General features: G+C 78.0%; 22 protein-coding genes. 14 read left to right on the top strand and 8 right to left on the bottom strand.

Going from position 1 to position 20,908, the window contains the following annotated elements; genetic code table 11:
- Window positions 1–54: 54 nt before the first annotated feature.
- Entirely contained in the window at window positions 55–1,410 is a 1,356-nt protein-coding gene (locus AS188_RS10675; RefSeq protein WP_058858833.1) for an LGFP repeat-containing protein, read from the top strand.
- A gap of 53 nt (window positions 1,411–1,463) precedes the next feature.
- On the opposite strand, the gene AS188_RS10670 is transcribed toward AS188_RS10675, so the two are convergent.
- Window positions 1,464–2,681, bottom strand: coding sequence for an MFS transporter (locus AS188_RS10670; protein ID WP_058858832.1), 1,218 nt, complete (start codon window positions 2,679–2,681; stop codon window positions 1,464–1,466).
- 299 nt (window positions 2,682–2,980) lie between these two features.
- Between AS188_RS10670 and AS188_RS10665 the strand changes: the two genes are divergently transcribed.
- Window positions 2,981–3,733: a hypothetical protein gene (locus tag AS188_RS10665; RefSeq protein ID WP_147050339.1), complete on the top strand. Its 753-nt coding sequence runs from the start codon at window positions 2,981–2,983 to the stop codon at window positions 3,731–3,733.
- Here the strand turns inward: AS188_RS10665 and AS188_RS10660 are convergent.
- The 3 genes from AS188_RS10660 to AS188_RS10650 all read right to left on the bottom strand — a co-directional run bounded on the left by AS188_RS10660 (window position 3,670) and on the right by AS188_RS10650 (window position 5,219).
- Window positions 3,670–4,290 (bottom strand): thymidine kinase, encoded by a 621-nt coding sequence (locus AS188_RS10660; protein WP_058858830.1) that lies wholly within the window; start codon window positions 4,288–4,290, stop codon window positions 3,670–3,672. The two genes, AS188_RS10665 and AS188_RS10660, sit on opposite strands and share 64 nt — an antisense overlap.
- Before the next feature lie 106 nt (window positions 4,291–4,396).
- Window positions 4,397–4,690, bottom strand: a complete 294-nt coding sequence (locus AS188_RS10655; RefSeq protein ID WP_058858829.1) for a hypothetical protein — start codon at window positions 4,688–4,690, stop codon at window positions 4,397–4,399.
- Window positions 4,691–4,793: 103 nt separating this feature from the next.
- Window positions 4,794–5,219: a hypothetical protein gene (locus AS188_RS10650; protein ID WP_058858828.1), complete on the bottom strand. Its 426-nt coding sequence runs from the start codon at window positions 5,217–5,219 to the stop codon at window positions 4,794–4,796.
- Window positions 5,220–5,354: 135 nt separating this feature from the next.
- Between AS188_RS10650 and AS188_RS10645 the strand changes: the two genes are divergently transcribed.
- The 10 genes from AS188_RS10645 to AS188_RS10600 all read left to right on the top strand — a co-directional run bounded on the left by AS188_RS10645 (window position 5,355) and on the right by AS188_RS10600 (window position 14,247).
- The gene (locus AS188_RS10645; RefSeq protein ID WP_058858827.1) at window positions 5,355–5,543 is read left to right on the top strand and encodes a hypothetical protein; all 189 of its coding nucleotides are present in this window, start codon (window positions 5,355–5,357) and stop codon (window positions 5,541–5,543) included.
- 101 nt (window positions 5,544–5,644) lie between these two features.
- Window positions 5,645–6,058: a hypothetical protein gene (locus AS188_RS10640; protein ID WP_058858826.1), complete on the top strand. Its 414-nt coding sequence runs from the start codon at window positions 5,645–5,647 to the stop codon at window positions 6,056–6,058.
- Between the two features lie 60 nt (window positions 6,059–6,118).
- The gene (locus tag AS188_RS10635) at window positions 6,119–6,523 is read left to right on the top strand and encodes a hypothetical protein (protein WP_058858825.1); all 405 of its coding nucleotides are present in this window, start codon (window positions 6,119–6,121) and stop codon (window positions 6,521–6,523) included.
- 318 nt (window positions 6,524–6,841) lie between these two features.
- Window positions 6,842–7,120: a hypothetical protein gene (locus tag AS188_RS10630; protein WP_058858824.1), complete on the top strand. Its 279-nt coding sequence runs from the start codon at window positions 6,842–6,844 to the stop codon at window positions 7,118–7,120.
- Between the two features lie 92 nt (window positions 7,121–7,212).
- Window positions 7,213–7,563 carry a hypothetical protein gene (locus AS188_RS10625; protein WP_147050341.1) on the top strand — a complete coding sequence of 117 codons (351 nt, stop codon included), beginning with the start codon at window positions 7,213–7,215 and terminating at the stop codon, window positions 7,561–7,563.
- A gap of 92 nt (window positions 7,564–7,655) precedes the next feature.
- Complete coding sequence (locus AS188_RS10620; protein WP_058858822.1) at window positions 7,656–7,931, top strand: helix-turn-helix domain-containing protein; 276 nt, start codon at window positions 7,656–7,658, stop codon at window positions 7,929–7,931.
- A gap of 155 nt (window positions 7,932–8,086) precedes the next feature.
- Complete coding sequence (locus AS188_RS10615) at window positions 8,087–8,407, top strand: hypothetical protein (RefSeq protein WP_058858821.1); 321 nt, start codon at window positions 8,087–8,089, stop codon at window positions 8,405–8,407.
- Window positions 8,408–8,698: 291 nt separating this feature from the next.
- On the top strand, window positions 8,699–10,918 hold the full coding sequence (locus AS188_RS10610) for a S8 family serine peptidase (protein ID WP_058858820.1): 2,220 nt from the start codon (window positions 8,699–8,701) through the stop codon (window positions 10,916–10,918).
- 247 nt (window positions 10,919–11,165) lie between these two features.
- Complete coding sequence (locus tag AS188_RS10605; RefSeq protein ID WP_058858819.1) at window positions 11,166–13,604, top strand: S8 family serine peptidase; 2,439 nt, start codon at window positions 11,166–11,168, stop codon at window positions 13,602–13,604.
- Between the two features lie 76 nt (window positions 13,605–13,680).
- Window positions 13,681–14,247 carry a GNAT family N-acetyltransferase gene (locus AS188_RS10600; RefSeq protein WP_058858818.1) on the top strand — a complete coding sequence of 189 codons (567 nt, stop codon included), beginning with the start codon at window positions 13,681–13,683 and terminating at the stop codon, window positions 14,245–14,247.
- Between the two features lie 48 nt (window positions 14,248–14,295).
- Here the strand turns inward: AS188_RS10600 and AS188_RS10595 are convergent, their stop codons facing one another.
- Window positions 14,296–15,846: an LTA synthase family protein gene (locus AS188_RS10595; protein ID WP_058858817.1), complete on the bottom strand. Its 1,551-nt coding sequence runs from the start codon at window positions 15,844–15,846 to the stop codon at window positions 14,296–14,298.
- A 509-nt stretch (window positions 15,847–16,355) separates the two neighbouring features.
- Here AS188_RS10595 and AS188_RS10590 point away from each other — a divergent pair.
- Window positions 16,356–16,880 (top strand): VOC family protein, encoded by a 525-nt coding sequence (locus tag AS188_RS10590; RefSeq protein WP_058858816.1) that lies wholly within the window; start codon window positions 16,356–16,358, stop codon window positions 16,878–16,880.
- A complete protein-coding gene (locus AS188_RS10585) occupies window positions 16,877–17,515 on the top strand; it encodes an alpha/beta hydrolase (protein ID WP_058858815.1) in 639 nt (212 codons plus the stop codon). Before AS188_RS10590 ends, AS188_RS10585 begins: the two co-directional genes overlap by 4 nt.
- Window positions 17,516–17,581: 66 nt before the next feature.
- Here the strand turns inward: AS188_RS10585 and AS188_RS10580 are convergent, their stop codons facing one another.
- The 3 genes from AS188_RS10580 to AS188_RS10570 all read right to left on the bottom strand — a co-directional run bounded on the left by AS188_RS10580 (window position 17,582) and on the right by AS188_RS10570 (window position 20,905).
- Window positions 17,582–18,748: a glycosyltransferase gene (locus tag AS188_RS10580; RefSeq protein ID WP_058858814.1), complete on the bottom strand. Its 1,167-nt coding sequence runs from the start codon at window positions 18,746–18,748 to the stop codon at window positions 17,582–17,584.
- Window positions 18,745–19,281, bottom strand: a complete 537-nt coding sequence (locus tag AS188_RS10575) for an SRPBCC domain-containing protein (protein WP_058858813.1) — start codon at window positions 19,279–19,281, stop codon at window positions 18,745–18,747. The genes AS188_RS10580 and AS188_RS10575 overlap by 4 nt, the downstream gene beginning before the upstream one ends.
- Before the next feature lie 160 nt (window positions 19,282–19,441).
- Complete coding sequence (locus AS188_RS10570; protein WP_058858812.1) at window positions 19,442–20,905, bottom strand: L-lactate permease; 1,464 nt, start codon at window positions 20,903–20,905, stop codon at window positions 19,442–19,444.
- Window positions 20,906–20,908: the final 3 nt, after the last annotated feature.

Below are 20,908 nucleotides of genomic sequence, written 5' to 3'. Positions count from 1 at the left end.
GGACGGGCTGTCCGGCGGACGTCCCCCCTGCCCTCTTTCCCCCCAGAGGTCCCCATGACACTGCTGTCCTCCGCCCTGCCCTCGCGCGCCCTGCGCTCCGCCCTGGTCGCCGGTGCGCTGGCCGCCACCCTGGCCGTGGGCACCACCGCCCCGGCCGCCGCCGACTCGGCCAACACCTCCTTCTCCGCCGCCGGGATCACCTCCTCGTACCACGTCTACGACGCCGGGGTCGACCGCTCGAAGGCCGTCGGCGTCGTCTTCTACTTCGACGGCGACGGCCAGTACTACGCCCAGCGCCCCACCACCACGATGCTGCGCACCATGGCCGCCCGCGCGGCGGCGCGCAACATGGTGCTCGTGGTGCCCGTGGCGCCGGCGAACCGGTCGTGGACCGCCAACAGCGAGGCCGTCGGCGACTGGTTCCGCGCACTCGCCGCCGAGGTCATGGCCGACCAGCGCGCCGACGCGACCCGGGTGCACCTGGCCGGCTACTCCGGCGGGGCCGAGTTCATCGCCACCGAGGCGCTCTCGGACCGGGCCGGCTGGATCCGCGGCGGCGGGGCGACCCTCATCGGCGGCGGCGGCGTCTACCGGGGCGGGCTCGAGTCGGCCCCCGACGCCGCCCTGAGGACCACCGACCCCACGTGGTACGTCGGATCCGAGGACGGCTACGGGGCCACCCAGCCGGCGAACTGGTCGGCGTTCGAGGCCGCCGGCAAGGGCGCCGCGGCCTACCGGGCCGCCGGCTTCGCCCTGGCCGACCGGGTCGTGCTGCCCGGGCTGCACCACACCAACTACGACCTGCCCGACCTCGTGGGCGACGACCTCGACCGCCTCTACCGCGGCACGGCCCCGGGCACCGTGGCGCCGAGCACCGAGGACGCCGTGGACGGGTGGCCGGTGGCCGGGGCCATCGGCGCCCGGTGGCGGGCGCTGGGCGGAACCTCCTGGGCGCGCCCGGTCAGTGCCGAGCACGTCTCCGCGCACGGGTCCGTCTACCAGCGCTTCACGGGCACCGACGGCCGCGACAAGGCGATCTACTGGTCGGGCAGCACCGGGGCCCGCGTGGTGGACTACGGCGGGGCCATCGGCCAGCGCTTCGGCCACGGCGGCTACGCGGAGGCCTTCGGCGTCCCGGCCGGCGACGAGCAGCGCGCGGCCGGCGGGGCCTCCCAGGTCTTCGACGCGGCCGGCCGGCGCACCCGCATCCTGTGGTCCGCCGGCACCGGGGCCCGCGCCGTGAAGGAGTTCGGGGCGATCGGCCGGGCCTGGGCCGGCCTGGGCGCCGAGCGCGGCCTGGGCTACCCCACCACCGACGAGTACGCCACGGCCGGCGGGGTCGCCCAGCAGTTCACCGGCGGGCGCATCGAGTGGCGCGCCGGCGGCGGCACCACCGTCGTGCGCCGCTGAGCCCGTCCCCGCCCGCAGGGCCCCGGCCGCACCCGCGGCCGGGGCCCTGCGGCTCAGCGGACCCGCCCGCGGCGGGCGATCGCGCGCACCGACAGGGTCGTGCCCAGCAGGTAGGCGGCCGTGGCCGCCAGCACGACGAGCAGCGCCGCCGTCCAGGACCCGGTGCGGGCCTGGACGGCACCCACCACGGTCGGGGCCAGCGCCCCGAAGCCGTAGCCGACGCTCTGGACGACCGCGGAGATGCGCCCGGCCGAGGCGTTGTCCCGGGCCAGCTGCATGATCGCCACGAAGATCACGGTGATCCCCCCGCCCTGGGCGACCCCGCCCAGGGCCGTCCAGGCCCACCACTGGGCCGGGGCCAGCAGCAGCCCGACCGGCAGGCTCAGCCACAGCACCCCGATCGCGGCCGCCACCCGGGCCGTGCTGAACCGGCGGGCGGCCAGGGGCACCCCGAGCCCGCCGGCGATCGCGAAGACCTGGAAGAACGACGACGCCGCCCCGGCCCCGACCACCGTCATCCCCACGGTGTCGCCCAGCAGCGAGGGCAGCCACGCCGTGACCCCGTAGTAGGCGAAGGCCTGCCCGGAGAAGCCCGCCGCGAGCCCCGCCGCGGCCCACCGCCCGCCGGCCGGTGCCCGTCCCGCCGGCGCCGGCCGGGACACGGCCCCCGGCACGACGGCCCGGCGCCCGGCGGTCAGCCACCACACCACGACCCCGGCGAGCACGGCCGAGGCCGAGGCCGCCAGGGCGAGCCGCCACCCGGCGGCCTCGGCCAGCGGCGCGGTGAGCAGGGCCGCGAGCGTCGAGCCGATGTTCAGCGCCGCGGTGTAGAGCCCGGTGGCCGCGCTGTGCCGGTGCGGCGGGAAGTCGCGGCGGATGAGCAGGGGCACGGCGATGTTGCCGACGGTGATCGCCAGGCCGATCACCACGGTCCCGGCCATCGCCGCCCCCACCCCGCCCGCGGAGCGCACGAGCACGCCGGCGAGCACGCCCACGAGCGTGGCGGTGATCGCGAACTCCACGCCCAGGCGCCGGATCGCCACGGAGGCCAGCGGGGAGGCCACGGCGAAGCACAGCACGGGGACGGTCGTCAGGAGCCCGGCCTGCGCGGCCGTGATCCCGAGCTCGTCCCGCAGCTGCCCCAGCACCGGCGCCACGGCGACGATGGGGGTGCGCAGCACGAGGGCGACCAGGCCGATGCACACCAGCAGCAGCCCGGCGCGCGGGACCGGGCGCCGGGGGCGCGGAGCGGGGGGCGGGACGTCGGGCATGCGGGGACCTTCCGGGAGGCGGGCGGGCCGGTGCCCGGTCCGGCCGGCGGGCCGGGCACCGGCCCGCCGTCCATCCTCGCCCATCCCGGGACCGGCCGTGGCCCGCGCCCCGCACCCGGGCCCGGAGAGGCGTCCTCGGGACGGGCCCCGGCCGGTCAGGTCACACGAGGTCATCCGGGCAGGTCGGCGTCCCGGCCGCGCCCGGACGGGCGCGGCCCTGCGTAGGATCGTCGGTGGCCGCCGGTGCGGCCGCCCCCGTCTTCTCCGACTCTCCCCCCGCGTCGCGCAGAAAGTCCGCCATGCCCGCTCGCCCGCTGACCGCCCCGCCTCCCGCCGCCGCCCTGGCGCTGGCCGGCCTGCTCCTGCTCGCCCCGTCCCCCGCCCCGGCCGCCGAGACCGCCGGCCCCGCGACTGCCCCGACGGGCGAGGCCCCCGCCCCGGAGCCCGCCCCCTCCCCGGAGACGGACGAGGACCCCGCGCCCGTCCCGGAGCCGCTGCCGGAGGACGAGCCGGTCCCCGGGGACGGGTCCACCGCCGCCCCCGAGCACCCGCAGGCCCCCGCCGAGCCCCGGGACCGCGTCGCCGCCGACCCGCAGCCCGCGGCCGGCACCGGGGACCGGGACGCGAGCCCACCGCCCGCGGTCGCCGGCGCGCCGGAGCAGCGGCGGGAGAACCCGGAGGACGCCGCGACCGCCCGGGCCACGGCGACCCCCGCCCCGCCCACCGGGCAGGAACCCGCCCCCGCGGCCGGGCGGACGTCCCCGCAGCACTCCGCGCCCGTCCTCGCGGCGCCGGCCGCCGGCGAGCCCGTCTTCATCCCCGGGCGTGCGCCCGTGCCGCCCGGCACGGTCCTCTACGTCCCCGGCGACCCGTGGGCCGGGGCGGAGACCGCCGCGCGCACCCCGTGGACGGCGCATCTGGCCTCGGCGCTGCTGGCCGCGGGCGCGGCCTGGTCGGCACTGGCCGCGCTGCGCGGGGCCCGGCGGGCTCAGCCGGCCGGGGACGCGGGCACCGCGTCCTCGCCCAGCCGCCCGCCGGAGCGCTCGAGGTAGCAGCGGGCGCACAGCGACTCGTAGCCGGCGTCGACCCCGTCGATGGCCACCTGCTCGCCCTCGAAGACGAACTCGCCCCCGGCCGTGCGCGCGTTGAACATCGCCTTGGACCCGCACCGGCAGATCGTGCGCAGCTCCTCCACCGTGTGCGCCACGGCCAGCAGCCGGGCCGCGCCCGGGAACGGCCGGGTCCGGAAGTCGGTGCGCAGCCCGTAGGCGAGCACGGGGACGTCGTCGAGCACCGCGATGCGCAGCAGGTCGTCGACCTGGGCCGGGGCCAGGAACTGGGCCTCGTCCACGAGCAGGCAGTGCACCGGGCCCCGGGCCCGGGCCGCGTCCCGGAACCGGGCGCGGACCGGGTCCTGCGGGGCCAGCAGCAGGTCCACCGGCCGGGACTCCCCGAGCCGGGAGACGACGGTTCCCGCGCCCTTCGCGTCGACGGCGGGCTTGGCCACGAGCACCCGCTGGTCGCGCTCCTCGTAGTTGTGGGCGGCCTGGATGAGGACCGTGGACTTGCCCGAGTTCATCGCCCCGTGGCGGAAGTAGAGCTTGGCCATCAGCGCACCGGGTGGGGGCGGCCTGCAGCGGACGCGGTCATGAGGGGCTCCTTCCTCCGGGGCGGCGGGGGCGGGCCACCGACCGGTGGGATCCGCCCGGAGCATCCTACGCGGGCCGGTGCCGGGGGCGTACGGGCGGCGGGCAGTACAGCGGCCAGGGGTCGGCGTCGAGCTCGTCCTCGGCCGCGGCGACCACCAGCCCCAGCTCGAGCACCGGTGCGCCCGGCGCCGCGCCGGGCCGGGCCCGGCGCAGCAGCGCCCGCAGCACCAGGCCGGCGGTCGCCGCCGCCAGGAGCCCCAGCACGGTCAGCAGCGCCGGGAGGAGCAGGTGCAGGAGCGCGGCGGCGTGGGCGGGCGCCCCGCCGGCGAGCGCGGTGCCGAGGTGGGCGGCGGTGTCCATGGGCCAGTATGGTCCCGTCGCGGGGGCCGGGCGCGTGAGCCCTTCGGCCCACATCGCGGCCCGCACCGGGCCCCGTGCCCGGCCCGGGCCGCCGGGGGCGGGCTCAGCCGCGGCGCAACGGCATCCAGTGGGTCCCGTCGGCGGGGTCGTGGCGCAGCAGCTCCTCCAGCGGCCCGTCGTGGACCTCGAGCGCCCGCAGCACCAGGTCGCGGGCGTCGTGGACGGCGACGGTCACGGGGCCCCCGAGGGCGTCGTCGGCGGTCTCGCGCACGACGACGACGCGGCCGGGGTCGCCCCACACGTACTCGCCGCGGGCGTCGTGCAGCGCGTCGGCGAGGTGCTCGCGCCCGTCCACGACCGTGCGCACGTCCAGGCGCACGGCCTCGGGGTGGCGCTCGGCCAGGGCGTCGGCGACCAGGCCCAGCAGCCGGCGCGCGTAGGTGCGCCGGGCCCGGCGCAGGGCCTGCTCGGCGGCGTGCAGGGCGGTCTCGGCGTCGGCGGTGCGGGAACGGGGGGTCGCGGAGCTCATCGGCACGGATCCTATGCGCCCGCGCGCCCGTCCCGGCGCAGGCGTGCCGGGACGCCGTCGTCCGCGCCCGGGGACGCGCTCCCGGGGCCGCCCGGGACTCGTGCCGGGGTGGCGCCCGCTGCTAGGTTGCCGTGCATGAGCCCCACCGCCGTCCTGACCGCCGCGCAGCCCGTGGAGCCGGGTTCCCCGGCCGCCGTGGCCCTGCTCGTGCTCGTCGCCCTCGCCGTGGTCGGGGCGGTCCTGACCGTCTGGGTGCGCACCCGGCGCACCCGCCGCCAGGACCCGCCCGGCCGGGAGCCGGACTGCGGTCCCGGCGGCGCCTGACCCGGGGCGTCCCGCCCCCCTGCCCGGGTCCGTGCGGCGCCCGGGGACGGGGACCGCCCCCGGGCCGTGCACCCCCTCCTCCCCGAACGACAGGAGCGCCCATGCGCCGCACGACCACCACCGCCCTGCTGAGCCTCGCCGCCCTGGCCCTGACCGGCTGCGGTCCGTCCACCCTGGCGGTCGAGAGCATGATCCCCGCCGGGGGCGTGCGCTTCGACGACGCCGGGGCGCTGCGCCGGGCCGTCGTCGAGGCCGGGGCGCGCTGTCCCGGCGAGCAGGTCGTGCGCGACACCGGCGGCGGCACGGACAGCACCGTGCTGGCCTGCGACCAGGACCTGCTGCTCGGGGTGGCCGACAGCGAGCGGATGGAGCAGCAGATGATCGAGGGGCTGGAGGGGATCGACGGCATCCACTACCTGGTCCAGGGCAACTGGGTCGCCGCCTCCCAGGACCGGGCCCGCCTCGAGGAGATCCGGGAGGACCTCGGCGGGGAGATCACCTCGACCTCCCGCTGAGGAGCCGAACGCCCAGCCCGGATCCGGGCGGCGTCCAGGAACGGCTGTCAGGCTCGGGCCATGCCCCGGCACTGTGACGCGCCCCACACCGTGGACGCCCCCGTCTCCCCCGCCCCTCCGCCCGCTCCCCGCCCCGCCGCGCCCCGTTCTGCGACCACGGAGTCCGGCCGCCCGCCGGGCCGCGACGCGGACCATGCCCCGCGCGCGCAGCCGGCCGTCCCGTCGACCCCGCTGGCCCGCTACCGGCTGCGCTGCGACCGGCCCGGACTGGCCCTGCGGGCCGGGGAGACGGTGCTGGCCGCCGTCTACGAGCCCGCCGCGCTCGGGCTGGTCGTCCTCGTGCGCTGCGAGGCCGACGGCCACGCCCCGGGCGCGCTGCTGCCGGCGCGCGACCTCGAGCTGCTCGAGCACACCGACCACCCGGCCCGCCCCGGGGCGTGGTCGGTGCCCGGGCTCCGGGCCTGACCGGGACCCCGGGCACCGCACCCGCCGGGGCTCCTGCCCGGGGCGCCCGCGCCGGCGGTGCCCGCCCCGGCCGGCCCCCGGGCCGCACTGCGGGCTCCTCCCCCGCCCGCCAGGACACCGCGGCGCCCCGGTGGCACGGCTGCGCGGCGCGCTCCCGGTGCGGCACGGCGCGCGCCGCACCGCCGGCGCCCCGCCGCCCGGCCATAATGAGTGCAGGCGGCTCCCCCCGCCGCCGCACCGCATGCTTCGCTTCTTCCCCCCGGAGGTCCTCGTGCACGCCGCGCTCCCCCGCACTCCCGCCCGCCCCGGCGGTGCCCGGTGACCCCCGAGCAGCTGGCTCCCGTGCTGCTGGCCGTGGCCGGGAGCATCCTCGCCGCCGCCGGGCTGCTGATCGTCGCCGGGCACCGCCGCCGGTCCTACACCGCCCTGGGCGTGCTCGTGCTGCTCGCCGGGGTCGTGACCGTCTCCCCCTCCACCGCCTCCGCGACGGCGCGCACCGCCGTGGCCGCGACCACGCAGGTCCTCGGCGGGCTCACCGGCGGCCCGCCCGCGGCCCCGGGCGAGGTGATCGCCGTGGAGACCCCCGAGGCCGGCTGAGCACGACCGGGCCGCGGCCCGCCCGCGCACGGGAATGCGTTGAACGGACGGGGACTTCCGGCCCGCCGCCCGAGCGTCTATCGTGTGCGCCCGTGACATCACCGCAGGCCGCACCGGCGTTCGTCGTCGTCCCCATGCTCCCGGCCCCCGACGGGCGCCCGCGCGCGGGCGTGGTCTCCACCACCGTCGTGCCCACGGCGGCCGCCGCCCGCGAGCTGCGCGACGCCCTGGGCGCCGCGGCCCGGCCGGGCACCCAGGTGCTGCCGCTGACCGTGGAGGCCGTCATGGCCGAGGGCCCGACCCGCACGCTGTCCGGGATCGCCGGCTACCGCCTCGTCTCCCGCGGGGCCCGCCCCGTGCGCCTGGTCGAGCGCCAGGTCCAGGAGCTCAACGCCGCTGCCGCGGCACGGTGGGCGGCCGGGGACGAGCAGGCCACCGCCTGAGCGCCGCCCCGGAGCGGGCCGGGGCGCCTGCCGGTCCCGCACGGGGACCGGGACCAAGCACATGCTCAGCCTGCATCCCTACACTGCCCGCCATGACCAGCAGGGCGAGACCGGAACCGCGGGCGGCGACCTCCTCGTGGCCGCAGGAGATCTGCCGTGACCCCGTCTCCGAGCGGGCACGGCTGTTCGTGCTCAACCTCCGGCGGGCCCTGGCCGGCGCCACGCTGCGCGAGGCCGCCGCGGCGACCGGGGTCGACCACACCACCCTCTCGCGCATCCTCGACGGCCACGTCTGGCCCGACGGCTACACGGTCGCGCGCCTCGAGGTCCGGCTCGAGCGCAGCCTGTGGCCCGCCTGGACGGGCTGAGCCCCCGGCCCGGCACGGCGCCGCAGCGCGCACGGCCGTCCGCCGGACGCGCTCGCCACTGCGCCCCCGGAGCGGGGACCCACGGGTAGGTTCACGGAGAAGAACACCTGTTCGCGGCGCCCGCCGGCGCCCCCGCCGCACCGAACGGAGGACCCGTGGCCGACGCCAGCGTCCTCGCCCTCGAAGCCCTGATCCTCGCCCTGCCGCTGCTGGGCTACCCGGCGCTGATCGTCGTCCAGCTGGTCGTGGTCCTGCCCGTGCTGCGCCGCGAGGCCGTGACCGAGGCCCGGCGGACGGCCGCCGTCGTCCTGGCGGTCCTCAGCCTGCCCGCCGCCGCCCCGCTGCTGCTCACCGTCTGGGCCCTGGGCCTGTTCGGGCTGACGCTGCTGACCGGGCTCGCGGTGCCGGCGGTCCCGACCCTCGTGCGCCTGCGCCGGTCCGGACCGCCCGTGGACCGCGCGAGGCGGGCGGGCTGACCCGCACCACCCGCGCCGCGGAGCGGACGCCCGTGCCCGCGACCGGGCCGGTGTCCCCCGCCCCCGGGACGACGGCGGGACGCGGCCGCCCGGCCCGGCCCCGGGCCCGCGGACGTCGCCGCAGGTGGGCCCGTCGCCGGGACCCCGCACGACCGGCGGGCACCGCGCCGATGGCACCCCGAAGCCGATGATCGTGCATGATCGCAGTCCGGCGGCGCACAGGGGGTGCGCCCGCCGCTGCCACCGGCGCCGGTCCCGGGGCGAGGCCCATGACTCGAAGGAAGACCGCCCGTGCGCACCCACCGCCTGCTCCCGCTGCTGACCTGCCTGTCCCTGCTGCTCGCCCCCGCGGCCCCGGCCGCCGCCACGGACCCCGCCGCGCCCGCCGGGTCCACGTCCTCCGCCGGGTCCACGCCGACCGCCGGGTCGGCGGCGCCGCGGCCGGCGAGCGCCGCGCCGCAGGTCACCGACCGCCTGGTGGTGCGGTTCGCCCCGGAGGCCTCCGCCGCCGAGCGGCGCCGGGCGCTGGGCGAGGCCGCGGCCGCGACGGGGCTCGCCGGGGCCGCCTCGGCCGCGGTCGTGGCCGGGGACGCGGCGCGGGGGCAGGTCCTCGAGCTGCCGGAGGCGGCGCCGGTCGGCGAGCTCGCGGAGCTGGCCGCCGAGCTCACCGGCTCACCGGCGGTCGAGAGCGCCGCCCCGGACCGGCTGCTCGCCGGCCAGTGGCGGCCCGACGACCTCGACCCGGGCGCCCAGTGGGCCGCCGGGGCCCTGGGGCTGCCGCAGGCCTGGGACGCCTCGACCGGCGCCGGGACGGTCATCGGCGTGGTGGACTCGGGGCTGGCCGCCCACAGCGACGTGAGCCCGAAGGCGATCGGCGGCTACGACTTCGTCTCCTCGCTGTCGCTGGCCAACGACGGCGACCCCCGCGACGGCCGCTGGGCGGACCCGGGCAGCCACGCCGCCGCCGGTCAGTGCTGGGTCGACCCGGCCACCGGGGCCGGCAACGCGGCCGCGCGCTCGAGCTGGCACGGCACCCACGTGGCCGGGGTCGCGGCGGCCGTGACCGGCAACGGCCGGGGCGTCGCGGGGGTCGCCCCCGACGCGCGGCTGCTGGTCGCCCGGGCGATCGGGGCCTGCGACCTCGGCTACACCTCCGACGTCGCCGACGCCATCCGCTGGCTGGCCGGGGAGCCTGTGACCGGCGCCCCGGCCCCGCCGCGGGCGGCCGACGTCATCAGCATCTCCCTGGGGGCGCTGAGCACCTGTGACCCGGTGCTGCAGTCGGCCGTGGACGCGGCCGTGGGCCGCGGCGTGCCCGTGGTGGTCGCCGCGGGCAACGACGGCCTGGACGCCTCCGCCTCCATGCCGGCGAACTGCCGGGGCGTGATCGCCGTGGGCGCGGTCGACCAGCGGCACGAGCCGGCCTGGTTCAGCAACCACGGGCCCACGGTGGACGTCTGGGCCCCCGGCACGGCGATCCGCTCCACGCTCGACGCCGGCCGGACCGGCCCGGCCGGCGATTCCTACGGCGAGCTCTCCGGCACCTCCCAGGCCGCCCCGCACGTGGCGGGCCTCGTGGCGCTGCTCGAGCAGCAGGACCCGGCCGCGACCCCGGCCCAGCTCGAGGCCCGGCTGAGGGCCACCGCCGCCGGGGCCGTGCCGGTCGCCGACGCCTCCGCCGCCCTCGGGCTGGCCCCGGCCGCGGAGCCCGACTTCCCCGTGGCCGGCGCGATCGGGCGCTACTGGCTCTCGGCGCGCCCCGCCCTGGGCCAGCCGCTGGGCGAGGAGGTCCCCGTGCCCGGCGGCGCACGCCAGGAGTTCGAGCGCGGCACCGTCCACTGGTCCCCGGCCACGGGGGCGCGCACGACCCGCGGCGCCGTCCGCGCCGCCCACAGGGGCGCGGCCGGCGACCCTGCCGCCCTCGGCTTCCCGACCACCGAGGAGCGTGCCGACGGGACCGGCGGGGTCGTCCAGTCCTTCCAGCACGGGCGGATCGTGTGGTCGCCCCCGACCGGCGCCCGGATCCTGCGCGGGGCGATCGGGGCCGCCTGGGCCCGCACCGGCCACCAGGCCGGGGTCCTGGGCTATCCCGTGGGCGCCGAGCGCCCCAACGGCCTCGGCGGGGCCTACCAGGTCTTCCAGCGCGGCAAGCTCCTCTGGTCGCCCGCGACCGGCGCCCAGGTCCTGCGCGGGGCGGTCGCCGCCCGCTACGCGGAGCTCGGCGACGAGCACGGCGCGCTCGGCTACCCCCGCACCGGCGAGCGGCCCGACGGCGCCGGCGGGGTCGCCCAGCGCTTCGAGCACGGCAGGATCCTGTGGTCCGCGGCCACCGGGGCCCATCCCGTGCAGGGGGCGATCGCCGCCCGCCACGCCCGGCTCGGCGGCGAGCACGGCGTCCTGGGCCGGCCCGTGTCCGGCGAGCAGCGCGCCGCCGGCGGCACCGTCCAGGCCTTCGAGGGCGGCACGATCACCTGGACCCCCGGCGCCGGCACCCGCGTGCGCCTGTCCTGACCGGGCCCACCCCGCGCCCCTCCCCGGCCCGCACGGACGGGCCCTCGTCCGTACCACGGCGTAACAGTCGGCGTGCCGCCTTGCCGCCCCACTATTTGCGAATGCTATTGTCCGGCGTGGACAGCGGGCTCCTTCCCCCTGGTGCGGTCGCCCCCCGGCGCACCGCGCACCTGTGCTCGTTCCGCCGGCCGTGGGACACCTGGGCGTTCCACGGCTCCCCCCTCCCCCCTTGCCAGGAGCCTGATCCGTGCGTCCTACCGCCTTCCTGTCCGCGCTCACCGCGGCCACCGTCCTGCTGACCACCACACCACCCGCGCTCGCCACCGAGACCTCCCCCGGGGCCGCGGCCGCCGCGGCCGCCTCCTCCGGCGCCGGCTCGGCCCGCACCACCGACCTGCCCGAGGCCACCGACCGCATCGTCGTGAAGTACGAGACCCCCGTCGACGACGCCGCCAAGGAGCGGCTGCTCGACGAGGCCGCCGCCGAGAGCGGTCTCGGCGAGGCCGAGCGGACCACGCCGGTGCGCACCACCACCGACGGCGCCGAGGTCCTCGAGCTCGCCGACGACGCCCCCGTGGCCGACGTCGAGAAGCTCGCCGCCGAGCTCGCCGAGGACCCGGCCGTGGCCTGGGCCGAGCCCGACCGCATGGTCGCCGTCGCCGAGATCCCCGGGATGGACGACGAGGAGGAGGACCGGCTGGCGACCACCGCGGCCGCCGCCTACGACCCGGGGGTGCCGTCCCTGTGGGCGCTGACGAACCTGCGGGCCTTCGAGGCCTGGGACACCGCCACCGGCAAGGGCGCCACGATCGGCGTCGTCGACACCGGGATCGCCGCCCACCCCGACCTGGACTCCAAGATCATCGGCGGCTACGACTTCGTCTCCTCCACCGCCCTGTCCAACGACGGCAACGGCCGCGACGCCGACGCCCGCGACCCCGGCACCTGGTCCACCGCGGGGCAGTGCTACAGCGGGTCCCCGGCGTCGAACTCCATCTGGCACGGCACCCACGTGGCCGGCTCGGCCGCCGCCCGGCGCGACACCTACGGCACCGTGGGCGTCGCCCCCGACGCCACGATCCTCAACGCCCGCGCCCTGGGCGCCTGCGGCACCGGCTACGTCTCCGACATGGCCGACGCCGTGCGCTGGCTGGCCGGGGACACCGTCGGCGCCGCCCGCGCCCCCGGCAAGCGCGCCGACGTGATCAACATGTCCCTGTCGATGCCCGGCGGCTGCCCGCCGCTGCTGCAGAGCGCCATCAACACCGCCTGGTCCCGCAACATCCCCGTGGTCGTGGCCGCGGGCAACTGGGACCAGCCGGCGATCGACTGGGCCCCGGGCAACTGCTACAACGTCATCACCGTCGGGGCCACCGGTTCGGACCACTACAAGGCCCCCTACTCCAACCACGGGTGGGCCGTGGACATCTACGCCCCCGGCCACCACATCCTCTCCTCCGCCAACACCGGCACCCGCGGCCCCGTGGCGCCGTCGACGAAGTTCGACTACGGCACCTCCATGGCCGCCCCGCACGTGGCCGGCACCGTGGCGCTGCTCAAGCAGAAGAACCCGACGCTGAGCGCCGAGCAGTACAAGGCGAAGATCCTCGACTCCGGCGACCCGCGCACCCAGCTCTCCGGGGCCAAGACGCTCAACTCCCACGACGCCCTGTGGATCACCCCCGCCTCGACGATCGCCCCGGCCACCCCGACGCCGAGCACGCCGACCTACACCACCAAGGGCGCGATCGACACCTTCTACCGCAACCACCGGAGCGCCCTCGGCACCCCGACCTCGCACGAGGTCCGGCACGGCGCCGGGGTGTACCAGGAGTTCCAGAAGGGCACCGTGTACTGGTCCTCGGCCTCGGGCACGCAGATGGTCGCCGGCGGCGTGCGCTCCGCCTTCCACCGCACCGGCCGCGCCACCGGCGCCCTCGGCTTCCCGACCGCCCCGGAGCGCTCCAACGGCATCGGCGGGGCCTACCAGCTCTTCCAGCGCGGCAAGGTGATCTGGGGCCCGTCCACCGGCGGCTACGCCGTGGTCAACGGCATCAACTCCGCCTACACCCGCGCCGGCTCCGAGAAGGGCGCCCTGGGCTACCCGACCTCCGACGAGCGCTCCGACGGGAAGGGCGGGGCCTACCAGCTCTTCCAGCGCGGCCGGATCGTGTGGTCGGCGGGCACCGGCTCGATCGCCGTCCGCAACGCGATCGACGCCGCCTACGACCGCGCCGGGGCCACCACGGGCAAGCTCGGCTACCCGACGGCCGCCGAGGGGCCCGACGGCCACGGCGGTGCGGTCCAGCCCTTCCAGGGCGGGCAGATCGTCTGGTCCGCCGCCACCGCCGCCCACCCGCTGCTGGGCGCCGTCGGCGCCCGCTTCACCTCCCTGGGCGGGGTCACCGGCAAGCTCGGCTACCCGGCCACCGACGAGACCCCCTCCGTCAACGGCGGCGTGGTCCAGGGCTTCCAGCGCGGCAACGTCTACTGGGCCCCCGGCGCCGGCACCCGCGCCACCTACGGGGCGATCGGCGTCGCCTACGCCGACCTCGGCGGCCCGGCCGGGCGTCTGGGCTACCCCACCTCCGAGGAGTACCGCTCCGGGACCACCACCGTCCAGAACTTCCAGGGCGGGCAGATCAGCTGGGCCTCGGGGCGCGGGGTGCGCATCGACTACCGCTGAGCCGTCCCGGCACGGCCGCGGCCCCGTCCCCGCACCGCGGGGGCGGGGCCGCGGCCGTCGCCGCTACGATCAGGGCATGAGCAGCGCCGGCCACGAGATCCGCCCCGCACGGGCGAGCGACCACGCCGCCGCCGTCGCGCTCCACGCCCAGGTCGTGCCCGGGCGGGAGCTGACCCGCGAGCGCTTCACCGCGTGGCTGGAGACCACCACCGTGGCCACGGTCGGCGGGGAGGTCGTCGGGCTGTGCCACGGCAACCACGCCTCCGCGACGTGGCAGAGCGTCGTGGTGGAGCCGGAGCCGGACCCGCAGTGGCGCTGCAGCTACCTCGACACCCTCGTCGTCGCCCGCGCCCACCGCGGCCGCGGCATCGGGGCGGACCTGCTGGAGCGGTTCCTGGACGCCGCCCGCGCCGCCGGCAGCACCTGGGCCGTGCTGCGCCCGGAACCGGCGACCCCGCGGCCGGGCGCCGAGCAGGTGCTGGCCTTCTACGGCGGGGCCGGGTTCGTCCCGCTGCAGCACCGGCTGGCGCACGGGCTCTCGAACGCCCTGGTGCTGGGCCGGCCGCTGGTCGCCCACCCCGAGCACGTGCTGCAGCCGCTGCAGGTGGCCCCGCCCCGCCCCGGCGGCCGGCGCGCGGACTGAGCGCGGCGTCCCGCCGGCCACCGCGTGCGGGCGCGGCGGCCGGGGGTGCTACCCGGCGGCGTCCTCGCCGGCCCAGGCCCGGGCGTAGAACAGCGGCGAGCGCGAGGCCAGGAGCTCCTCGTAGGCGCCCGGCTCCAGGGCCTGGGCCGAGCCCGGCGGGACCTGCCCGGACCGGGCCGAGATGCCGAGCCCGGCCGCGCCGTCCTGCAGGCTCAGGCCGGCGGCCTCCAGGAGCGTGGGGTACATGCTCAGCTGGTCCACGCGCGGGCGCAGCGCGCCGTCCTCGCCCGGGACCCGGATCCGGTTGAAGATGGTCCGGTCCTCGTGGTCGTCGAGCTGCTCGTGGAAGGCGTCGCCGGCGCTCATGTGCTTGAGGTGGTCGCCCATGATCACCACGGCGGTGTCCTCGAGGTAGCCCTGCTGCTCCAGGTGCTCCACGAACCCGGCGACCTGGGCCATGGAGCACTCGAAGACGGAGGTGACCTCGCTGTCCGTGTCCACGTCGCAGTAGTCGTAGACGTGGACCGGCTCGTGGGTGTCGAGGGTCAGCACGGTGAGGCTGAACGGGCGGCCGGTGCGCCGGGACTCGGCGTGCAGCGCGTCGACCTCCTCCTCGGCGTGGGCCATGAGGCGGCCGTCGCTGAGCCCCCAGTCCGGGCGGAAGTTCTTCTCCGGCTCACCGGCGGCGCGCCAGTCGGCGAGGTCCTTGACCTCGTCGTAGCCGTGGGTGCGCAGGAACGCGTCCTTCGCGGCGAAGGAGGCGTTGGCCCCGCCCATGAAGACGTTGGTGTAGCCGTGCTCCCCCAGGACGTCCCCCAGGCAGGTGATCCCGCCCAGGTAGGTGTCGACGCTGCCGCCGAGCGAGTTGAGGGCGCCGCTACCCGCGGCGGAGCCGATGCCCTTCAGGGGCACGCCGCACTGGGTGGAGGCGATGCCGGCCATGGTCCAGCCCCCGCCGCTGTACTGCTGGAGGCCCTCCACGCTCTGCCAGCCGTCCTCGGCCCGGGTGGCCTCCTCGAGCGGGACGAACGCGTCCTTCTCGAAGAGCTCGTCGTCGGCGAGGGTGGCCTCCCCGGACTCGAGGTAGATCAGCACGAGGTTGCGCCGCCCCGCGTCGCCGGTGACGACCGGCTCGACGTAGTAGTCGCCGAGGAGGTAGGAGGAGTTGCCGGCCCGGAGGTAGTCCCCCACGCCCACGGTGGTGGCGAAGGCGGTGGTGCCGCCGAGGACCACCGCGGCCACCAGGGCGGTGGGGACGACACGGGCGATCCGGAGCCGGCCGTGCGCACGCCCGTCCCCGCCGGGGCGGGTCCGCCCGCGGCGCCGGGCGCGCAGCCACAGCCCGATCCCGACGGTCAGGAGCAGGGGCACGACGCCGACCCCCAGGATGCCCATCCACACGATGGGCCCGCCCCCGCCGTCGAGCTCGACGGAGACGAGGTTGAGCATCATCTGCCCCACCGAGATCTCGCCCCAGAAGTACCGGATCCCGGCGGCGGCGACGAGCAGGGCCAGTCCCGCCCAGATCAGCACGAGGACCCCGAGGCGGCCGACGACGACGCCGGCCCGCCGCAGCACGGGCAGGACTCGGTCGGACATGGCAACACCTCGCGTTCCGGATGCGCGTGCGTGCACCGGACATCCTCGACGGCCGACCCGCTCTCGGGCCCGTGGGAACCGCGTACCGATACATTACCCGTTCACCCGCGGTTCACCCGCCGGACAGGCGCCGCGGACCGGCCGGAAAGGTCCCCTCCCGCCGGGACGGCGCGGCGCCGCGTGCGAGCGTCCGCACCTCCTGGGCCGCCGTGCTCGCCCGGGGCCCACCGCTGGAAATATGCTTGACGCTTCAAACACCTCCCGGTACGGTTTTACTTGTAGCGTCAAGTAAACGATCCCCGCAGCACGGAGCACGTCCACGGTCCGCACCAGCCTCCTCGGCACCGGCTCCACGGGCCGGGCCGTCCTCGCCGCGGCCGCCGGGCGGACCTCCTGGTCCGCCGGTTCCGCCCGCGTTGCCCGACCCGCCGGCGCCGGACGGGACGGACCCGTCCGGTCCGCCCGGCGGGGCCGCGCCCCGCTGCCCACCCCGACCCTCCGGAGGACCCATGCCCATCGACCCGGTCCGGCTCAACCACGCCGTGCTCTTCGTCGCCGACCTCGACCGCGCCCTGGACTTCTACACCGAGGTCTTCGGCATGACCGTCGTCGCCCGCGAACCCCGTGCCCACGCGGCGTTCCTGCGCCTGCCGCGCTCGGGCAACCACCACGACCTCGGCCTCTTCGGGGTCGGCCCCGACGCCCCGGCCCGTGCCCGCGGGGGCATCGGGCTCTACCACCTCGCCTGGCAGGTCGACACCGTCGAGGAGCTCGCCGCCGCCCGGGAGCTCCTCCTGACGGCCGGGGCCTACGCCGGGGAGTCCAGCCACGGCGCCACCAAGAGCGTCTACGGCGCGGACCCCGACGGCCACGAGTTCGAGATCATGTGGATGCTGCCCCGGCAGGACTGGGGCCGCTGGGAGCACGAGGCCCCGGTCGAGGCCCTCGACCTGGCGGCCGAGCTGCACCGCTGGCCGGGCACCCCCACCGCCGGGACCCTCGTGCAGGACAGCGCCCCGGCGGAGCGGGCATGAGCGCCGCCGCCCTCCCCGCCCCCGTGGTGGCCACGGCCGGCAGCACCGACCCGGACGCACCCCTGGTGGTGCTGCTGCACGGGCGCGGCTCGCACGAGCGCGAGATCCTCGGCGTGGCCGACCACCTGCCCACCGGGCCCGCCTACGCCGCCGTGCGCGCCCCGATCCCCGAGGGCGCAGGCTTCGCCTGGTTCGCCAACCGCGGCATCGGCCGGCCCGTGGCCGCGTCCCTGGCCGCCACCACCGCCTGGTTCCGCTCCTGGCTGGACGGGGCGGCCCCGGCGGGCCGGCCGGTGGTCCTCATCGGCTTCAGCGGCGGCGCGGCCTTCGCCGGGGCCCTGCTGCTGAGCGAGCCCGCCCGCTTCGCCGGGGCGGCGATCCTCCACGGCACCCTGCCCTTCGACGCGGGGATCCCCGTGGAGCCCGCCCGGCTGGCCGGCACCCCGGTGTTCGTCACCCAGGGCGAGGCGGACACGGTCATCCCCCGCGAGCTGCTCGAGCGCACCTGGTCCTACCTGCACACCGGCTCCGGCGCCGAGGTCCTGGGCCGCCGCGACCCCGGCGGCCACGGCCTCGGTCCCCGCACCGTCGCCGCGCTGCGGAACTGGGTCCAGGAGCTGGTGACCGCCGGCTGAGCCCCGGCACGGACGTGCTCGGCGGCCTCCGTGCCGGGCACGCCGCCGCACCTCGGGCGCAACGGCTCAGCCGCCGGGGGCGCGTGCCCCCGCGCCCCGCGGCGCCAGGGCCGCGTCGTAGACGGCCAGCGTGCCGGCCAGCATGGCCTCGACGGTGAAGCGCTCCAGATACCGCCGGCGCCCGGCGGTGCCGTACCGGCCGCGGACGCAGTCGTCGTCGAGCAGCGCCCCCAGCGCCGCGGCCAGCTCCCCGGGGTCCCCGGGAGGCACGAGCAGGCCCGTCCGGCCGTGGACCACGGCCTCCTCCGAGCCCGTGCCCCGGGTGGCGACGACCGGCAGTCCGGCCTCCATCGCCTCGAGCACGGTCAGCGGCATGCCCTCGGCCCGCGACGGCAGCACGAAGACGTCCGCGGCGTCCAGCAGCGCCCGCGCGTCCGCCCGGTGGCCCGGCAGGTGCACGACGCCGCCCAGGCCCAGCGCGGCCACGAGGCCCTCCAGCTCCGCCCGCAGCTCGCCCTCCCCCAGGACCACCACCTGCAGGTCCGGGTGCTCCGGTGCGAGCAGCGCGGCGGCCCCGATTAGGGACCGATGGTCCTTGACCGCGGTCAGCCGCCCGGTCGAGAGCACGACCGGAACCTGCGCGGGCAGCCGCAGCGCCGCCCTGGCGGCCGCCCTCCCGGGGGCCTGCCGGCGCGGGCCGATGCCGTTGGGGACCGTGACGAAGCGCTCCGGGCTGACGCCGCGGGCGAGGTAGGACTCCCGGAGCGTGTCGGACACGGCGATCCGCCAGTGGGCCCAGGAGGTGTTGCGCACCAGCCGCTGGGCCTTGCCGGGATGGCGCAGCAGGTAGGACAGGTGGTGGGTGATGACCACCGCCGGCACGCCGGCGGCCGCGGCCAGGCGCAGGCCGTGCGGGTCCTCCCACCTCCACCCGGCGTGGCAGTGGAAGACGTCCACCGGGTGCGAGGCGAGGTGCGCGCCCAGGACCTCGGGATAGGCCGGATCGTGCGGCCCCGGCAGCGCCACCGCGCGCGCCCCGCACGCGGAGGCCGCCTCGAAGAGCCAGCGCACGCGCTCGCCGGTGCGGCACAGCACCGTGACGTCCATGCGGCCGGCCAGTCCGCCGGCCAGCTCCAGCAGGTGCGCCCCCATCCCGGAGGGGTCGGCGGAGCGGGTGTACAGGCACAGCGACCGGCGTGCACCGCCGGGCCCGTCGTCGCCGGGGACCGTCACGGTCGCCGGGGCGCGAGCGGGAAGCGCTGCTCGTAGGCGGGCACGAGGGCCGGGTGGTAGTCGCGCCCGAAGTCGACGGCCGCGACGTCCCCGCCCGTCTCGGCCGCCACGAGCCGGTCCAGGTAGTAGTCCCAGCCGGGCCCGATGCTGTGCGCCCACGCCGCCTCCGGCAGGAACTGGGCGAGGTGCAGCGCCGTCCCGCCACCGTCCTCGGCCAGCCGGATCTCCAGCCGCCAGTCGTGGTCCTGCCCGTCGAGGCCCTCGCCGCGGGCGCGCGTGCGCAGCAGCCGCGGGGGCTCGCAGGCCTCGATGTGGTGCACCTCCTCCGGCATGCCCTCCTCGGCGGTCATCCGGAAGGCGACGCTGCCGGAGGCCGGGTCCCCGGTCCAGGTGCCGATCCAGCGCTCCAGGCGCCGGGGGTCCGTGACGGCCGCCCACGCCTGCTCGACGGGGGCGTCGAGGTGGCGGACGAACACGATCCACGTCCCGTCCCGGCGGATCTCGGGCCGGCCGGTGGCCCGTGGTGGTGTCATCGTGCGTCCTTCCTCCGGGCCGGCAGGTGCCGACGGGACCATTGTGGGCGACCGGGGCGGCCGATGTCCCAAGATGTCCGCGGTGCGGGCTCGCGCCTTCGGCGCGGGACGAGGAGGGCGCGGCGCCGGCGGTCGCTGCCGGTGTGGCCGGCGGCGGGGCTCAGCCGGCGGTCGGCAGCCAGAGCAGGTTGCCGAGGCCCCACAGCACCAGGCACACGAGCACGAACGGCAGCGTCCTGGCGACCAGGGCCCCGCGGGTGAGGGCGGGCCCGGGGGTGTCCCGGCGCTGGTGCGGGCCGGCCATGCGGTAGGCGAGCTCGATGCGCGCCGGGCTGGCCAGGCAGGCCAGCCCGGCGGCCACGTTCTGGGAGGCCATCATCCACAGGGGGTCGATCCCGAGGGCCTGCGCGGCGGCGTCCTGGGTGCCGCCGAACATGGCGTTGGCCCCGGTGCCCGATGCGGTGATGTAGCCGCCCAGGCCGCCGAGCAGCGGCACGAGGAACAGGTAGGCCGGCCCCAGCCCCGTCAGGGCGGCGGCCAGCGCCTCGGCCAGCCCGCCCCCGGAGACCGCGGTGCCCAGGACCAGGTACAGGCCCGTCGGCACCGCCACCTGCAGCCACATCCGCAGGGTCTCCCGGGGGAGCCGCCGCCGGTGGCTCCTGTCGAGGCCGAGCACGACGACGCCGGCCAGGGCACCGGTGCTCGACCACAGGGCCGGGGAGCCCAGCACCGCACCGAACCCGCCCAGCGGCAGCGCCCGCTCGAGGAGCTGCCCGGCGGTGGTGCCCGCCAGCAGGACCGCGTACGGCACCAGCGCGCGGACCGGGACGGGGCCCAGCCGGCCCCGGCTGATCACGGCGGCCCAGCCCGCGGACATCACCAGGGTCGCCACCGCGCCGGCCACGGCCGTGCCGAGGGCTAGGTTGGCGGCCAGGACCAGGACGGAGAGCACCGCGCCCGAGGCCAGCCCCGCGCCGATCCAGCGGGCGTGGACGGCGGCCCGGAACCGGGCCTCGGGGGCGGGCAGGCCGCGGCCGGCGACGACCGCGGCCACGGCGCCGGAGCCGAGGAAGGCGAGGACGTTGAGGACCCCCGAGGCCACCCCGAGCTCGTCCAGGGGGACCCCGGCGATCTGGGCGCCCAGCAGCGTGCCCGGGCCCATCGAGCCCCACGGCCCCACCATCAGGGCGATCAGCGACAGCGTGGCGGCCCGCAGCGGCGTGAACCCCAGGGACAGCAGCAGCGGCAGCCCGATGATCACCGAGACCCCGAAGCCGGTGACCGTCTCCATGAAGGGCACGACACCGTGGGCCATCAGCAGCGCCGAGGCCACCGTGGGCCCGCCGCCGGCCGAGAGCCACCGGGCCAGTCCCCGCTGGGCGCCGCTGCGGTCCATGACGCGGGCGAGCAGGATCCCCCCGGCGATGATCGCCAGCACCTCGACCAGCGTCCAGGCGCTGTCGCCGAACGCCGCGACCACGTCGGCGGCGGGGGTGCCGAACCAGGCCAGGCCGACCGCCACGGCCGCGAGCAGTCCGGCCCCGGGGGCCACCCACGCCGGCGCGGGCACGAGCAGCAGGCCCAGGGTCAGCACGATGGGCAGGGCCGCCATGACCACGTCCACCGG

Origin of the sequence: Kocuria flava (assembly GCF_001482365.1) — a bacterium.
GTDB classification, from domain to species: Bacteria; Actinomycetota; Actinomycetes; order Actinomycetales; family Micrococcaceae; genus Kocuria; species Kocuria flava.
This window is presented reverse-complemented; position numbering and strand designations above follow the sequence as displayed.

Bases quoted from the DNA above. Each gene is read 5' to 3' on its own strand.
- AS188_RS10670 (WP_058858832.1), bottom strand. From the start codon at position 2,681: ATGCCCGACGTCCCGCCCCCCGCTCCGCGCCCCCGGCGCCCGGTCCCG.
- AS188_RS10655 (WP_058858829.1), bottom strand. From the start codon at position 4,690: ATGGACACCGCCGCCCACCTCGGCACCGCGCTCGCCGGCGGGGCGCCC.
- AS188_RS10650 (WP_058858828.1), bottom strand. From the start codon at position 5,219: ATGAGCTCCGCGACCCCCCGTTCCCGCACCGCCGACGCCGAGACCGCC.
- AS188_RS10595 (WP_058858817.1), bottom strand. From the start codon at position 15,846: ATGTCCGACCGAGTCCTGCCCGTGCTGCGGCGGGCCGGCGTCGTCGTC.
- AS188_RS10620 (WP_058858822.1), top strand. From the start codon at position 7,656: ATGACCAGCAGGGCGAGACCGGAACCGCGGGCGGCGACCTCCTCGTGG.
- AS188_RS10640 (WP_058858826.1), top strand. From the start codon at position 5,645: ATGCGCCGCACGACCACCACCGCCCTGCTGAGCCTCGCCGCCCTGGCC.
- AS188_RS10600 (WP_058858818.1), top strand. From the start codon at position 13,681: ATGAGCAGCGCCGGCCACGAGATCCGCCCCGCACGGGCGAGCGACCAC.
- AS188_RS10665 (WP_147050339.1), top strand. From the start codon at position 2,981: ATGCCCGCTCGCCCGCTGACCGCCCCGCCTCCCGCCGCCGCCCTGGCG.
- AS188_RS10635 (WP_058858825.1), top strand. From the start codon at position 6,119: ATGCCCCGGCACTGTGACGCGCCCCACACCGTGGACGCCCCCGTCTCC.
- AS188_RS10675 (WP_058858833.1), top strand. From the start codon at position 55: ATGACACTGCTGTCCTCCGCCCTGCCCTCGCGCGCCCTGCGCTCCGCC.
- AS188_RS10660 (WP_058858830.1), bottom strand. From the start codon at position 4,290: ATGGCCAAGCTCTACTTCCGCCACGGGGCGATGAACTCGGGCAAGTCC.
- AS188_RS10575 (WP_058858813.1), bottom strand. From the start codon at position 19,281: ATGACACCACCACGGGCCACCGGCCGGCCCGAGATCCGCCGGGACGGG.
- AS188_RS10585 (WP_058858815.1), top strand. From the start codon at position 16,877: ATGAGCGCCGCCGCCCTCCCCGCCCCCGTGGTGGCCACGGCCGGCAGC.
- AS188_RS10645 (WP_058858827.1), top strand. From the start codon at position 5,355: ATGAGCCCCACCGCCGTCCTGACCGCCGCGCAGCCCGTGGAGCCGGGT.
- AS188_RS10590 (WP_058858816.1), top strand. From the start codon at position 16,356: ATGCCCATCGACCCGGTCCGGCTCAACCACGCCGTGCTCTTCGTCGCC.